Annotated in this window: 12 protein-coding genes; 3 read left to right on the top strand and 9 right to left on the bottom strand. The window is 49.0% G+C overall.

Annotated features, from left to right (window positions below):
* Nucleotides 1–123: 123 nt before the first annotated feature.
* Nucleotides 124–783 carry an acyltransferase gene (locus R3E63_00380; protein ID MEZ5538429.1) on the bottom strand — a complete coding sequence of 220 codons (660 nt, stop codon included), beginning with the start codon at nucleotides 781–783 and terminating at the stop codon, nucleotides 124–126.
* On the bottom strand, nucleotides 780–1,649 hold the full coding sequence (gene folD / locus R3E63_00385) for a bifunctional methylenetetrahydrofolate dehydrogenase/methenyltetrahydrofolate cyclohydrolase FolD (protein ID MEZ5538430.1): 870 nt from the start codon (nucleotides 1,647–1,649) through the stop codon (nucleotides 780–782). Before folD ends, R3E63_00380 begins: the two co-directional genes overlap by 4 nt.
* Nucleotides 1,650–1,786: 137 nt before the next feature.
* Here folD and R3E63_00390 point away from each other — a divergent pair, with 137 nt between their 5' ends.
* Nucleotides 1,787–2,578, top strand: a complete 792-nt coding sequence (locus R3E63_00390; GenBank protein MEZ5538431.1) for an inositol monophosphatase family protein — start codon at nucleotides 1,787–1,789, stop codon at nucleotides 2,576–2,578.
* A gap of 15 nt (nucleotides 2,579–2,593) precedes the next feature.
* Here R3E63_00390 and R3E63_00395 read toward each other — a convergent pair whose 3' ends face one another.
* From R3E63_00395 to uvrA, 5 genes are read right to left on the bottom strand one after another with little or no spacing between them, the layout of a single operon-like run.
* Entirely contained in the window at nucleotides 2,594–4,012 is a 1,419-nt protein-coding gene (locus tag R3E63_00395) for a malonyl-CoA decarboxylase (protein ID MEZ5538432.1), read from the bottom strand.
* 39 nt (nucleotides 4,013–4,051) lie between these two features.
* The gene (gene hisA / locus R3E63_00400; protein ID MEZ5538433.1) at nucleotides 4,052–4,780 is read right to left on the bottom strand and encodes a 1-(5-phosphoribosyl)-5-[(5-phosphoribosylamino)methylideneamino]imidazole-4-carboxamide isomerase; all 729 of its coding nucleotides are present in this window, start codon (nucleotides 4,778–4,780) and stop codon (nucleotides 4,052–4,054) included.
* Nucleotides 4,780–5,430 carry an imidazole glycerol phosphate synthase subunit HisH gene (hisH, locus tag R3E63_00405; GenBank protein ID MEZ5538434.1) on the bottom strand — a complete coding sequence of 217 codons (651 nt, stop codon included), beginning with the start codon at nucleotides 5,428–5,430 and terminating at the stop codon, nucleotides 4,780–4,782. Before hisH ends, hisA begins: the two co-directional genes overlap by 1 nt.
* 2 nt (nucleotides 5,431–5,432) lie before the next feature.
* The gene (gene hisB, locus R3E63_00410) at nucleotides 5,433–6,026 is read right to left on the bottom strand and encodes an imidazoleglycerol-phosphate dehydratase HisB (protein ID MEZ5538435.1); all 594 of its coding nucleotides are present in this window, start codon (nucleotides 6,024–6,026) and stop codon (nucleotides 5,433–5,435) included.
* A gap of 28 nt (nucleotides 6,027–6,054) precedes the next feature.
* The gene (gene uvrA / locus R3E63_00415; protein ID MEZ5538436.1) at nucleotides 6,055–8,892 is read right to left on the bottom strand and encodes an excinuclease ABC subunit UvrA; all 2,838 of its coding nucleotides are present in this window, start codon (nucleotides 8,890–8,892) and stop codon (nucleotides 6,055–6,057) included.
* Between the two features lie 82 nt (nucleotides 8,893–8,974).
* On the opposite strand from uvrA, the gene R3E63_00420 reads away from it, so the two are divergent.
* Nucleotides 8,975–9,418 carry an RDD family protein gene (locus R3E63_00420; GenBank protein ID MEZ5538437.1) on the top strand — a complete coding sequence of 148 codons (444 nt, stop codon included), beginning with the start codon at nucleotides 8,975–8,977 and terminating at the stop codon, nucleotides 9,416–9,418.
* Between the two features lie 17 nt (nucleotides 9,419–9,435).
* Here R3E63_00420 and lptG read toward each other — a convergent pair whose 3' ends face one another.
* Together lptG and lptF are read right to left on the bottom strand one after the other, a co-directional pair.
* A complete protein-coding gene (gene lptG / locus R3E63_00425) occupies nucleotides 9,436–10,515 on the bottom strand; it encodes an LPS export ABC transporter permease LptG (protein ID MEZ5538438.1) in 1,080 nt (359 codons plus the stop codon).
* Nucleotides 10,512–11,702 carry an LPS export ABC transporter permease LptF gene (lptF, locus tag R3E63_00430; protein MEZ5538439.1) on the bottom strand — a complete coding sequence of 397 codons (1,191 nt, stop codon included), beginning with the start codon at nucleotides 11,700–11,702 and terminating at the stop codon, nucleotides 10,512–10,514. The genes lptG and lptF overlap by 4 nt, the downstream gene beginning before the upstream one ends.
* A gap of 76 nt (nucleotides 11,703–11,778) precedes the next feature.
* Between lptF and R3E63_00435 the strand changes: the two genes are divergently transcribed.
* A complete protein-coding gene (locus R3E63_00435) occupies nucleotides 11,779–13,254 on the top strand; it encodes a leucyl aminopeptidase (protein MEZ5538440.1) in 1,476 nt (491 codons plus the stop codon).
* Nucleotides 13,255–13,258: the final 4 nt, after the last annotated feature.

Raw genomic sequence — 13,258 nt, forward strand, 5'->3', positions numbered from 1 at the left:
ATTAGTTACTTCTGGTTTTGCCGCCCGCATTTGTAAAAAAATACTGGGCTGGGCGAAAAAGAGGCGCAATTCTATAGGCGAGAAAAAGGCAAGTCAACAAGGAAGTGCATTTATTTTATGCATTCACAGCATTCGCCTATCCCAATCCAAGCCTGAGCGCACTACAACGGCCGGATTACCCGCAATGGCGGCACCTTGCTGCTCAAATTTGCGAGTGACGACTGCGTGTGCACCAACGATGGAGCGACTTGGGATAACCACTCCTTTAAGAATACAAGCGGCGCGCCCTATCCAAACATGATCGCCAATAACAATATCTTTGGCACGATTGATACGCTCACCTGTAGCAACATCCAATACCGAATGTCCATCGCCAGCGCGTAAATGGACGAACTTGGAGAACATGCAATCACGGCCAATCGTGATGCTGGCGTCTTCATCTGTCAGTAAATAGGCGTCTTCAATCGTAGTCTTGTCGCCAATACTGATGCGTTGATTACTGTTGTAGCGCAGGTAAATCCTGCCGGAGTGATAGAGGCAATCTTCACCAATTTCTAGCTTTTGGCTGCTGCCATCCACACGAATTTTGCACTTGGCGATCATAGAGCCACGACCGACAGTAAAGCTATTGCCTTTACCTTTGATGAGGATATCGACCTTCTGCATACGCATACGCTCCGCAAAGGCAATCTCCAGCGTATTACCTTTTTTTACGCGGATGCGGTTGCCGTAAACCCAATCACGGATACGTAACTGGCAGCGCTGTAGCAGCGAAAACCTCACGACACTTGCGCACCCAGCTTGGCTTCGCCGGCCTGTAAAGTCTGCAAAATCAAGGTGTTGATGGTCATAGGCCCCACGCCGCCGGGCACGGGCGTGTACGCGCTAGCTCTGGCAATGGCTGTAGTTATCGCGATATCGCCGAGGCTGCCCTCGTGATAGCCCGCATCGACCACCACAGCACCCTCTTTAATCCACTCACCCGGAACAAACTCTGGTCGCCCTACGGCTGCTACCACGATATCCGCCTCACTCACCCATTTTTGTAGATCTTTGGTGCGCGAGTGGCAGATAGTCACGGTGCAATCTGCATTGAGCAACATGGCCGCCATGGGCTTGCCCAAGATAGGGCTGCGCCCCAAAACAACGGCGTGTTTTCCAGCTAAAGGAATGTCATAGGCAGCCAACAAACGCATGATGCCCGCTGGTGTTGCCGACCCGTAAGCCGGCTCACCCATCGCCATACGACCAAAACCAAGGCAAGTCACGCCGTCCACATCTTTGCCCAAGGCAATAGCATCAAAACAGGCGCGCTCATCAATTTGCGATGGCACCGGATGCTGCAACAAAATACCGTGCACAGCGGGATTGCTGTTCAACTCGTCAATTTTTGCCAACAGTTGCTCGGTGGTGGTCGATTGCGGCATTTCGATAGCTAACGAATCCATGCCAACGCGACGGCAGGCATTGCCTTTCATACGCACATAAGTGGCCGAAGATGGATCATCACCCACCAAAATTGTTGCCAAAATAGGTGTGATGCCCGACAGCGCTTTGAGTTTTTCTACTCGCTCACGAATTTGCGCTTCTGTTTCCTGCGCCACCTTCGCACCATCCAATACCACCGCCGCATTTGCACTTACTGCCATAAAAAATCCGTCACGCACCACTCAAAACAAGGGCGACATTGTGCCCGATTTACCCACTGTGCCAAAGTGATTCGTTTATCCCTGTGTGCGCGGCTGTTACAATGCCGCCCCTCATTTCACTGCCACACGGTCTCACTATGCAGCCCATGCTGAACATTGCCCTGCGCGCTGCGCGTCAGGCTGGCGAACACATCGTCCGCGCATCTGATCGTTTGGATTTGATTACTGTTACGGAAAAAGGCAGCAGCGACTATGTCACCGAGGTCGATCGCGCCGCAGAAGACATCATCATTCGCACGCTGCAAAAAGCCTATCCCGATCACGGTTTTTTAGCGGAAGAAAGTGGCAGCAGCAACCCTGATGCCGACTACATTTGGATCATTGATCCACTGGATGGCACTACCAATTTTGTGCGCGGCATTCCGCACTACGCTGTGTCGATCGCCTGTCAGCACCAAGGAAAAATTGAACACGCCGTAGTTTACAACCCCGTCACGCGTGAAGAATTTACTGCCAGTCGCGGTCGCGGCGCGCAACTTAACGGACGCAGAATTCGCGTCACTGCGCGCACCAATTTGGATGGTGCGTTGTTGGGCACAGGCATTCCTTTTCGCAGCCATCAAAATGAAAAAATTGCTGGTTATGTCAAAGCACTGGAAGAATTGGCGCCACAAACAGCCGGCATTCGTCGCGCCGGTTCTGCTGCGTTGGATCTCGCCTATGTTGCTGCTGGTCGTTTCGATGCGTTTTGGGAAATGGGCTTAAAACCGTGGGATATCGCTGCCGGCATTTTGTTGATTCAAGAAGCAGGCGGATTGATTGGCGACTTCAACGGTGGCAATCAATATTTAGAAACTGGCAATATTGTTTGCGGCAATCCCAAATGCTTCAAACAAGTTTTGCAAGTAGTGAATCAGCACCTCGCATAGTTTGCAGCATTTTCGTTAACGATTATTAAGCAACGCGATCACTTCGTCCGACACCGCTAACATTCCCGTTTGCATATAGTTATCGCTGTTGCGATCAATAGTGTCAGGATCGTACAAATAATTCACCATCATGCCGCAAGATTGACGAATACCTTTGGGTGAAATATCCGCCATCCAATTGATTTGTTGCAGCGTTGCGCCGTTACCCAAATGAAAATGCGCCACACCATCGCGCGCACGCTGCTTTCCTGTTTGCAACACGGACAGATATTCCGCACACAGACGCAAAAGAATTGGTTGCAGCACATCACACACCGCTTGGTTTTGGTGCCAAGCCAGCAGTGACAATATATCTTTCAATTTCGCATCCACACTCAATGAATCTGCCAAAACTTTTAGCGCCTGTTTTTCTTGCGTATGCAGCAGCGAATCTTCGCCTTGCTCCATTTGCTCAGACAGCCATTTCATAAAACCAGGCACAGGCGACAGCGTGGCAAATTGTTGCAACTGCGGAAACTCTTTTTTGAGATTTCCTACCACGCGCTTAATCAAAAAATTGCCGAAGCTGATGCCAGCCAAACCTTTTTGAGTGTTGGAGATGGAATAAAAAATGGCTGTGTTCGCGCCGCCAACATCATAAGTGCGTGTATTGGTATCTAGGAGCGACTGGATGTTATTCGCCAAGCCATTACACAGTGCCACTTGCACAAAAATTAACGGCTCGTCATCCATATTGGGATGAATAAAAGCAAACAACCGCCTATCTATCGCCATGCGGTTTTTCAAATCAGTCCAACCGGTGATCTCATGTACCGCTTCGTACTCAATCAATTTTTCCAATAGCGCAGCGGGAGAATCCCAAGTCAATTGCTGCAACTGTAAAAAACCAATATCAAACCAACTAGAGAGCAAATGCTTTAAATCTTTTTCGACTTCTTTCAACTCGGCATCTTGGCTGACTTCCGTGTCCAACAATTCACCGCGCATATCGACCAGAAACTTAATGCCGCTAGGCATGGCGTTAAACAGCGTCAATAAATGCACACGCGGCGCAGTTAAGGCTTTGCTTAACTTATGACGCAGCTTTGATTTTTCCGTGGCATTTTGCGTTTGCTGATAGGCTTCAATTGCTTGTTGAATGGCATGCTCGTCCGCATCAAAACCTGTGGCGAGCAAGCGCAAAAAACGCAAGCGCCCCTGACGATTCAGAGACATATACGCGTGACCAATCTGCGCTGCTTTCGCGCGCTGCGCCCACTCGCCGCCGCGCGCCGATAAACACTCGTTAATCAACAGACGAAAATGCTCTACATCTTTTTCGCTGAGTGCGGGATCGCACTGATATTGATCATCACCGCGCAAAGAAGTGTTGAGATCGGACCAGATGCGCTGCAAACGGCGCAGCGTTCGATTTAACAAAGAGTGTTGTGACATGACGCTCCGCTCAAATAGAAAAGCACCACCCAATGATGATTACACCGCGCAAGACTGCTGCGCTTCTGCGAGATCCAGCGTACCCTCATAAATCGCACGCCCCGTTATCGCACCCAAGATGCCGCGCGACGCCACAGCTTTTAATGCGCGGATATCGTCCATATTTGTTACACCGCCGGAAGCAATCACAGGAATGCCGCAAGCTTCCGCCAACTGCGCAGTCGCTTCAACATTCACGCCTTGCATCATGCCATCACGCGCAATATCGGTATAAACAATCGAAGAAACACCATCGCCGGCAAATTGGCGCGCCAAATCCACCGCTTTCACGCTGCTGATTTCTGCCCAACCGTCGGTCGCGACCATGCCGTCTTGCGCATCAATACCAACAATAATTTTTCCGCGAAATTGACGACACATTTCCGTGACAAACTGCGGCTCTTTGACGGCTTTTGTACCGATGATGACATAGCTCACGCCAGCAGACAGATACGCTTCGATAATTTCTGCGTTGCGAATACCACCGCCAATTTGTATCGGCAAATTGGGATATTTTTTAGCGATGGCTTTTACCGCTTCGCCATTCACCGGCTCGCCAGCAAACGCACCATTCAAATCGACCAAATGCAAACGCCGCGCACCAGCATCTACCCAACGCTGCGCCATCGATACCGGGTCCGAACCAAAGACTGTCGAATCTTCCATACGACCTTGCTTCAAACGAACACACTGGCCATCTTTCAAATCGATGGCGGGAATAATCAACATCACTGGCAAAGCCCATCCCAATTCATAAAATTTTTTAACAACTGCAACCCAGCGGTGTGGCTTTTTTCTGGATGAAATTGCACTGCAAAAAGATTGTCTTGCATCAACGCGGCATCAAAGGTCACGCCATAATTGCCACTTGCCGCCACTAAAGTGCGGTCACTCGCCGTCACGAAATAACTGTGCACAAAATAAAAACGGCTGTTCTGGGGGATGTTCTGCCACATCGCATGTGGACGCGTTTGCGTCACTTCATTCCAACCCATGTGCGGCACTTTCAAGCGCTGACCATCCGCTGCTTGCAGCGCATCACCAAAAAAACGTACGGAGCCTTGCAACAAATTTAAACAATCGACACCGCCATTTTCTTCGCTGTGCGTCATCAATGCCTGCATGCCGACGCAAATCGCCAACACTGGTTTTTGTGTGATGGCTTCGCGCACTAAAGCATCAACACCTAGCGCACGAATACCCGCCATGCAATCACGCATTGCGCCCACGCCAGGAAAAACAACACGATCGGCTGCGCGAATAAGATCGGCATTATTTGTAACCTGCACGCGCGCATGCGGCGCAACATTTTCTAAAGCTTTCGCAACGGAATGCAGATTACCCATGCCGTAATCAATGACGGCAACTGATGATGCCACGATTACAGCGTGCCTTTAGTGGACGGCATTTGCCCAGCCATGCGCGGATCGGCAGTCAGCGCCATACGCAGCGCGCGACCAAACGCTTTGAAAATGGTTTCAATTTGATGATGCGTATTCACGCCGCGCAAATTATCGATGTGCAGCGTCACGCCCGCGTGATTGACGAAGCCCTGAAAGAATTCATAAAACAAATCGACATCGAAATTACCCACGCGCCCGCGCGTAAATTCCACATGCATTTCCAAGCCGGGGCGACCGGAGAAATCGATCACCACGCGTGACAGTGCTTCATCCAAAGGCACATAGGCGTGGCCATAGCGGCAAATGCCTTTTTTATCGCCCAATGCCTTTGCAAAAGCCTGGCCCAAGGTGATGCCGATATCTTCTACCGTGTGATGATCGTCGATATGCACATCACCCTTGGCGCGCACTTCCAAATCAATCAAGCCGTGCCGCGCGATTTGGTCGAGCATGTGTTCCAAAAAAGGCACGGGCGTTTCAAAGCAGATTTTGCCCGTGCCGTCTAAATTCACAGCAACTTGTATTTGAGTTTCCAGCGTATCGCGCTGAACACTGGCTTTGCGTTCGCTCATAGCAGTCTCGCAACAAAATAAAGGGGCATTATAGCGAGGATACCGCCAACAACGGCTGCAAAAAGCGCCCCGTGTGCGAGTGCTTGTCACGCGCCACATCTTCCGGCGTACCCGAGGCGATGATGCGTCCGCCGCCCGAACCACCCTCCGGCCCTAAATCGACAATCCAATCCGCCGTTTTAATGACATCCAAATTGTGCTCGATCACCACCACGGTGTTGCCCTGATCACGCAAACGCATCAACACTGCAAGCAGCTGAGCGATGTCATGGAAATGCAAACCTGTCGTCGGCTCGTCCAAAATATAAATCGTTTTGCCCGTGCTGCGCTTTGACAATTCCTTCGCTAACTTCACGCGCTGTGCTTCACCACCCGATAGCGTGGTCGCATTCTGGCCAAGGCGAATATAAGACAGCCCGACATCCAATAGCGTTTGCAATTTATTGGCGATGACTGGAACCGCTTTGAAAAATTCAAACGCCACTTCAACCGTCATATCCAATACATCGTGAATATTTTTGCCTTTGTACAACACTTCTAATGTTTCACGGTTGTAGCGTTTGCCTTGGCAGACATCGCAAGCGACATACACATCCGGTAAGAAATGCATTTCCACTTTGGTCACACCATCGCCTTCGCAAGCTTCACAGCGACCACCTTTGACATTGAAACTAAAACGCCCTGGCTGATAACCGCGCGAACGCGCTTCTTGCGTGCCTGCAAACAAATCGCGAATCGCTGTGAACATGCCGGTGTAAGTGGCTGGATTGGAACGCGGCGTGCGACCGATGGGGCTTTGGTCAATATCAATGCATTTATCAATATGTTCCAAGCCACGAATCGCTTCGTAGGCTGCAGGTTTTAGTGTGGTTGCACCGTTGAGTTGCTCCGCCAAAATAGGAAATAGTGTGTGATTGATGAGCGTAGATTTTCCAGAACCTGAAACGCCCGTCACGCAAGTGAACAAACCCAAAGGAATTTCTAAATTCACATCGTGCAAATTGTTGCCAGTTGCGCCTTCCAGTACCAATATTTTTTCTGGATTTAACAGCAGGCGTTTTTTAGGCACCGCAATCTTTTTTCTGCCAGAGAGATAATCGCCTGTCAGCGATTTTTTATTATTGAGGATGTCTGGCAACAATCCGCTAGCAACAATTTCTCCGCCGTGCACGCCAGCACCTGGACCGATATCGACGATAAAATCTGCCGCTTTTATCGCGTCTTCATCGTGCTCCACCACAATCACGGTGTTGCCCAAATCGCGCAAACGAATCAGTGTTGAAAGCAATCTTTCGTTGTCGCGTTGATGTAAGCCAATGGAAGGCTCGTCCAAGATATACATCACGCCGACCAAACCCGCGCCGATTTGCGAAGCTAGACGAATGCGCTGCGCCTCGCCGCCTGATAAAGTTTCTGCACTGCGATTGAGTGTTAAATAATTGAGACCGACATCGACCAAAAAGCGCAAACGCTCTTGGATTTCTTTCAAGATTTTCTCGGCAATTTTCCCTTGGCGACCTTTCAGCTCCAGCTGTGAAAAATAACTAAAGCCATCGCCTACGGGTAATTCTGTTAATTCTGCCAGCGTGCGATTATCCACATACACATGGCGCGACTCTTTGCGCAAACGCGTACCGCCACAATCTGGACAAGATTGGTTGCTGATGTATTTCGCCAAATCTTCACGCACGCTATTGGATTCTGTTTCGTGATAGCGACGATCCATGTTGTTGACGATGCCCTCAAACGGATGCTGCCGCTGATACACATCGCCACGATCGTTGGCGTAGGTGAACACAATGTCATCTTCGCCAGAACCGTACAGCAAAATTTGCCGCTGTGATTTTTTCAATTTCTCCCACGGCGTATCAACATCAAAACCGTAGTGATCGGCCAGCGAAGTCAGCATTTGAAAATAGTAAAAATTGCGTCTATCCCAACCGCGTATCGCGCCTTCGCTGATAGAAGCTTCTGGAAATTGTACAATGCGGCTCGGATCAAAAAACTGTTTTACACCCAAGCCATCACAACCGGGGCAAGCGCCGGCAGGACTGTTGAATGAAAACATGCGCGGCTCCAGCTCGTTGATGCTGTAATCGCACACGGGGCAGGCAAACTTTGCTGAAAAAACTTGCTCTGGCTGTTTTGCATTGTCCATGTGTGCAATTTGCGCGATACCTTCTGACAATTTAAGCGCCGTCTCAAACGATTCCGCCAGACGCAGTTGAATATCCGCACGCACACTGAAACGATCAACCACCACTTCAATGGTGTGCTTGATATTTTTTGCCAATTTCGGTGCGTCATCCAAATCACACACCACGCCATCAATGCGCGCACGCACAAAACCTTGGCTTTTTAATTTCTCAATGACATGCGCGTGTTCACCTTTGCGATCGCGAATCACCGGCGCTAACAGCATCAGCTTGGTATTTTCTGGCATTGCCAACACCGCATCGACCATTTGACTCACGGTTTGTGCTGATAACGGTTTACCGTGTTCAGGACAGCGCGGCTCACCCGCGCGCGCAAACAATAAACGCAAGTAATCGTAAATTTCAGTGATAGTGCCCACGGTGGAACGCGGGTTATGCGAAGTGGATTTTTGTTCAATAGAAATGGCGGGCGACAAACCTTCGATGTGATCGACATCAGGCTTATCCATCATCGACAAAAATTGGCGCGCATAAGTGGAGAGTGACTCCACATAACGGCGCTGCCCTTCGGCGTACAGCGTGTCAAACGCCAACGACGATTTTCCAGAGCCCGACAAACCGGTAAATATCACCAATTTATCGCGCGGAATATCGAGATTAATGTTTTTCAGATTATGGGTGCGCGCACCGCGAATTTGGATACTTTTCATCAAACAGCCATCCAGCAGACGATCGGCGATTATACCGCCTGTCGCTTATACTGATCACCGCACACTGTTCTGTGGAATATCTATGTTGCCCAACGCACCGCTGTGGCGTCGCCTGACCGCATTGATTTACGACAGCTTCTTAATTTTTGGCTTACTGATGTTATTCGGCGGTATTGCTGTTGGTGTTGAGAGCTGGATTTTTGGCAAAACTTATGTGGAAACCTCATCCACCGCTGGCGGCAATCCATTGGTTTTTGTAGGGATGATTCTGGTTGTCTGCGTGTTTTATTGTGTTTTCTGGCGCTACAACCGACAAACTCTGGGAATGCAAGCTTGGCGCCTCCAATTAGAAACCGTTGATGGATCACCGCTGACTTTTACGCACTGCATCAAACGCTGGCTGGCTGGTGTGTTGTCTCTTGCCTGTGGCGGCTTAGGCTTTTTATGGTGTTTATTGCCACAACACAACACTTGGCACGATATGTTGTCTGGAACGCGAGTAGCTGTGCACGAAAAAAGAAAATAGCTTGATGCTATTTTCTTTCACTTGACGCGAGCTAAGAAAAAGAACCCCAAACCCCAGCAAACAACGATAGGAAGAGCGATTGCCATCCACGGAGAAAAACCGTACACCATACTAGCCGGCCCCAAAATACTTTGACTAAAACGAAATGCCATACCGAGCATAATGCCAAAGAACAACCGATAACCCATTGTTGTTGCGCGCAGCGACCCAAAAATAGTGGAAATCGCTACCAACACCAAACCAATCATTGCCAACGGTTGCAGCACTTTCCCCCAAAAAGTCAGCTCAAAAGTACGCGCATCCTGATTCTGATCACCGAGATAATTAATATAGTAGTGCAGCTCCCGCATACTCATCTCTTCTGGATCAAGTGCAACAACCGCTACCAAGTTAGGATTCAATTCACTCTTCCAAAAATTTTCTTGTACATCAATTTTGGTTTCATTGTTATCAAACGTAGTTGTTCTTGCATTTTCAAGCTGCCAACCAGGCTCTGTACCATCTCCCTTGTGCACGGCGCGCGGAGCGTACTGTGCAAATTTCATTTCACCATCATCACTAAAGGCGAAGCGTGCAAACCCGAACACATCGCCCTGAGCATTGACATAATTAAAATGAACAAATTGATTTTCTTGTCTCAACCAAAGGCCATGCGTACTACGAATCAAGTTATAAAGAGGGTCTTCCTCTATTTTTTCGGCTCGAAAGTGGTTGGCGTAGCGATCTGCTGCTGGCACAACAAACTCACGCACTAAACCTATCAGTACAATCAATACTAGCGCTGGTTTAATAACCATTAAAACAATATTAAGCACTGACACACCGCTGGCTCGCATAACGGTCAACTCGCTCTGGCTTGCCAATACCCCCAAACCCAGCAGGCTGCCAATCAGCAGCGCAAAAGTTGCATTTGTAGCCACCATGCCAGGTACGCTAAAAATCACATAAATGAAGATATTTATTAGACTGTAATGATCGGGGGCATCTGACATTTCTTCTGCAAACAATGACACAGAAAACAAGCCAACCAACATGGCAATTACCAATAAAGTGGCTGCCACAATATGTTTCGCCACATAGCGGTTTAACTGTTTCATGCGGTTTTTCTCCGCTGCAGCAACCTGTCACTGAATAGCAGCAACATAGCTATAGCAAAAAACAATATATGTGCCGTCAACATGCCTGGCATAATACTGATATCACCCTCGCTTATTTTTCTACGCAAAATATCCAGCGTCGTCATATAAGCAAAATAGAGCAGAATGGCTGGCAATAGCTTGATATAACGCCCCTGCCTTGGCGTTGTCTTACTCATTGCAACAGCTAGAGCTGCGACTAGCAAAACCAAAACAATTAATGAGAATCGCCATTGCAGTGTCGCGATTAGTGATAGGCGCCACTCAGGCACATCGATCAAAGGGCGATCAATTTCTCTTAGTAAAAATGTTAGTGACAGCGCATCTTCTTTTACTCTACGAACATCATATTCAGCAGTTGATGGCTTCATATGTTGCTTTAATACCGAGAAGCGAAGGCGCTCACCGGCTAACTCACCCGGTTTGAGACGATAACGCACACCATCATTCAAAGTTGTGTAACGAGCATCTTGTGCTTCATCGTAATATTGCGATCCATGTGCAGAGCGAAAAACTGTCCACGCGCCATCTCTATGCTGCTCCACAGCAAAAACATCCTTCATTGTTTTACGGTCGTCGCTAATATCACCCGTGTACAAAACACCACGCCAAGTGCGCAGATCTAGAAATTTTCCAGGCTCAATTAAATCTAAATCGCTGCGTTTTTTTTCTCCATTCAATAATTTCTCTGCTTGCTGAAATCCTTCTGGACTTATATAAAGCGCCAAGGCACCGGTAGTAATAGCTATTGGAACTACAGCGAAACTACTCATCAACAATAATCGCGCAATGCTAATACCGGCTGCGTGTAATGCAGTGATTTCATTCTCAACATACATTCGCCCAAACACCAACAAAATCCCAAGAAATAAACTGAGAGGGAGAATGCGCTGCAAAATACTGGGCGCGCGATACAGCAATAGATATACAATAATCTCCGCTGACAATCTTCCATTTGCTGCATCCGCTAGATACTTGGCAAATCGACTAGAAAGAAAAATCAACAACAGAATCAATGTAACCGCGAACGTTGTTTGCAAAATCTCTCGCGCAAAATATCTCGCCAAAATGAAGCGGGGCTGCATCACATTAAGAATCCAATCAGGAAGATAAACGACTGGTGAACCACCAAAGGTTGAAGGTGTCACCGCGAAAGGTAGACTATACCAGCACGGCTTTATACCAGCCAAGAATCAATGACCCATCGGAGAACCTCACATCATGCTGACCATCAGCGCCCAAGCCATCAAACCACTCACCTGCAAAACCGATTGCTTGGTGTTGCCTGTTTTCAGCGGCAAACATATATCCCACCACACAACAGGTGTGCTGGCCTCACTAATCAACCAACTAAAAAAGCGTGGTGATATTGAAGGCAACGTCGGTGATGTGCTGCTACTCCCTCATGTCGAATCCATTACCGCGGACCGCCTGCTGCTGCTCGGCGCTGGAGACGACAAACCGCTGACGCGCACGCAATATCTGACGCTGCTAGGCCATATCGCCGAGCAGCTCGCAAAAATGAAAGCGCACGATGCCGTGCTTCTCTTGGATGAAATTGCCGTCGAAGGTCACGATATCGCTTGGTGCGCTGAACGCGCTGCCCAAAAGCTACTGAATAGCACTTATCACTTCGACACACTCAAGAAAGACAAAAAAAAGAACGCCCTGAAAAAATTGATTTGGCATAGCGACAAAGCAGACAAAGCCATCACACAAGCCCTCGTAACAGGTTCCGCTATCGCCGCCGGCATGGCGCTGACACGAGAGCTTGGCAACCTGCCCGGTAATGTTTGCACTCCTTCTTATCTGGCTGAGCAAGCACAACACATGGCGAAGCAACATAAAAACTTATCTACCAAAGTGCTGGACGAGAAACAAATGCACACGCTGAAAATGGGCTCTCTGCTCTCGGTGTCTGCTGGCAGCGATCAGCCCGCAAAATTAGTGGTGATGGATTACGCTGGCGGCAAGAAAAATGCAGCACCCATCGTATTAGTCGGCAAAGGCATTACCTTCGATACTGGTGGCATCAGCTTAAAACCTGGTGCTGGCATGGAGGAAATGAAATTTGATATGTGCGGCGCAGCGAGTGTGCTTGGCGTGATGCACACCATCAGCACGCTACAGTTGCCCATCAATGTGATTGGCGTGATGGCTTGCGCCGAAAATATGCCCAGCGGCGGCGCGACAAAACCAGGCGACATCGTTACCAGCATGAGCGGCAAAACCATTGAAGTGATCAACACCGATGCCGAAGGTCGCTTGGTGTTGTGCGATGCGCTCACTTATGTCGAGCGCTTCAAACCAGCTGCTGTGATTGACATCGCCACGCTCACCGGCGCGTGTGTGATCGCACTCGGCAATCACGCCAGCGGTTTGTACAGCAACGACGAAACACTCGGCGAGAAATTGTTCGATGCCGGCATGCAGGTAGAAGACAAAGCATGGCAAATGCCGTTGTGGGATGAGTATCAACAACAACTGAAAAGCCCGTATGCTGATATTGCTAATGTCGGTGGTCGCAACGCAGGCTCTGTCACAGCAGCTTGTTTCCTCGCGCGCTTTACAGAAAATTATCCGTGGGCGCATTTGGACATCGCCGGCACCGCATGGAATAGTGCAGGCAGTCACAAAGGTGCGACGGGGCGCCCTGTACCATTGCTGGTGCGCTACTTAATTGATGCCAGTAAAAAATAAAGAG

The organism is Pseudomonadales bacterium (genome assembly GCA_041395665.1).
Taxonomy (GTDB): domain Bacteria; phylum Pseudomonadota; class Gammaproteobacteria; order Pseudomonadales; family UBA7239; genus UBA7239.

What these genes read in the sequence shown, in the direction of transcription:
- folD (MEZ5538430.1), bottom strand. Translation starts at nt 1,649, where the DNA reads ATGGCAGTAAGTGCAAATGCGGCGGTGGTATTGGATGGTGCGAAGGTG.
- R3E63_00390 (MEZ5538431.1), top strand. Translation starts at nt 1,787, where the DNA reads ATGCAGCCCATGCTGAACATTGCCCTGCGCGCTGCGCGTCAGGCTGGC.
- R3E63_00395 (MEZ5538432.1), bottom strand. Translation starts at nt 4,012, where the DNA reads ATGTCACAACACTCTTTGTTAAATCGAACGCTGCGCCGTTTGCAGCGC.
- hisA (MEZ5538433.1), bottom strand. Translation starts at nt 4,780, where the DNA reads ATGTTGATTATTCCCGCCATCGATTTGAAAGATGGCCAGTGTGTTCGT.
- hisB (MEZ5538435.1), bottom strand. Translation starts at nt 6,026, where the DNA reads ATGAGCGAACGCAAAGCCAGTGTTCAGCGCGATACGCTGGAAACTCAA.
- uvrA (MEZ5538436.1), bottom strand. Translation starts at nt 8,892, where the DNA reads ATGAAAAGTATCCAAATTCGCGGTGCGCGCACCCATAATCTGAAAAAC.
- R3E63_00420 (MEZ5538437.1), top strand. Translation starts at nt 8,975, where the DNA reads ATGTTGCCCAACGCACCGCTGTGGCGTCGCCTGACCGCATTGATTTAC.
- lptG (MEZ5538438.1), bottom strand. Translation starts at nt 10,515, where the DNA reads ATGAAACAGTTAAACCGCTATGTGGCGAAACATATTGTGGCAGCCACT.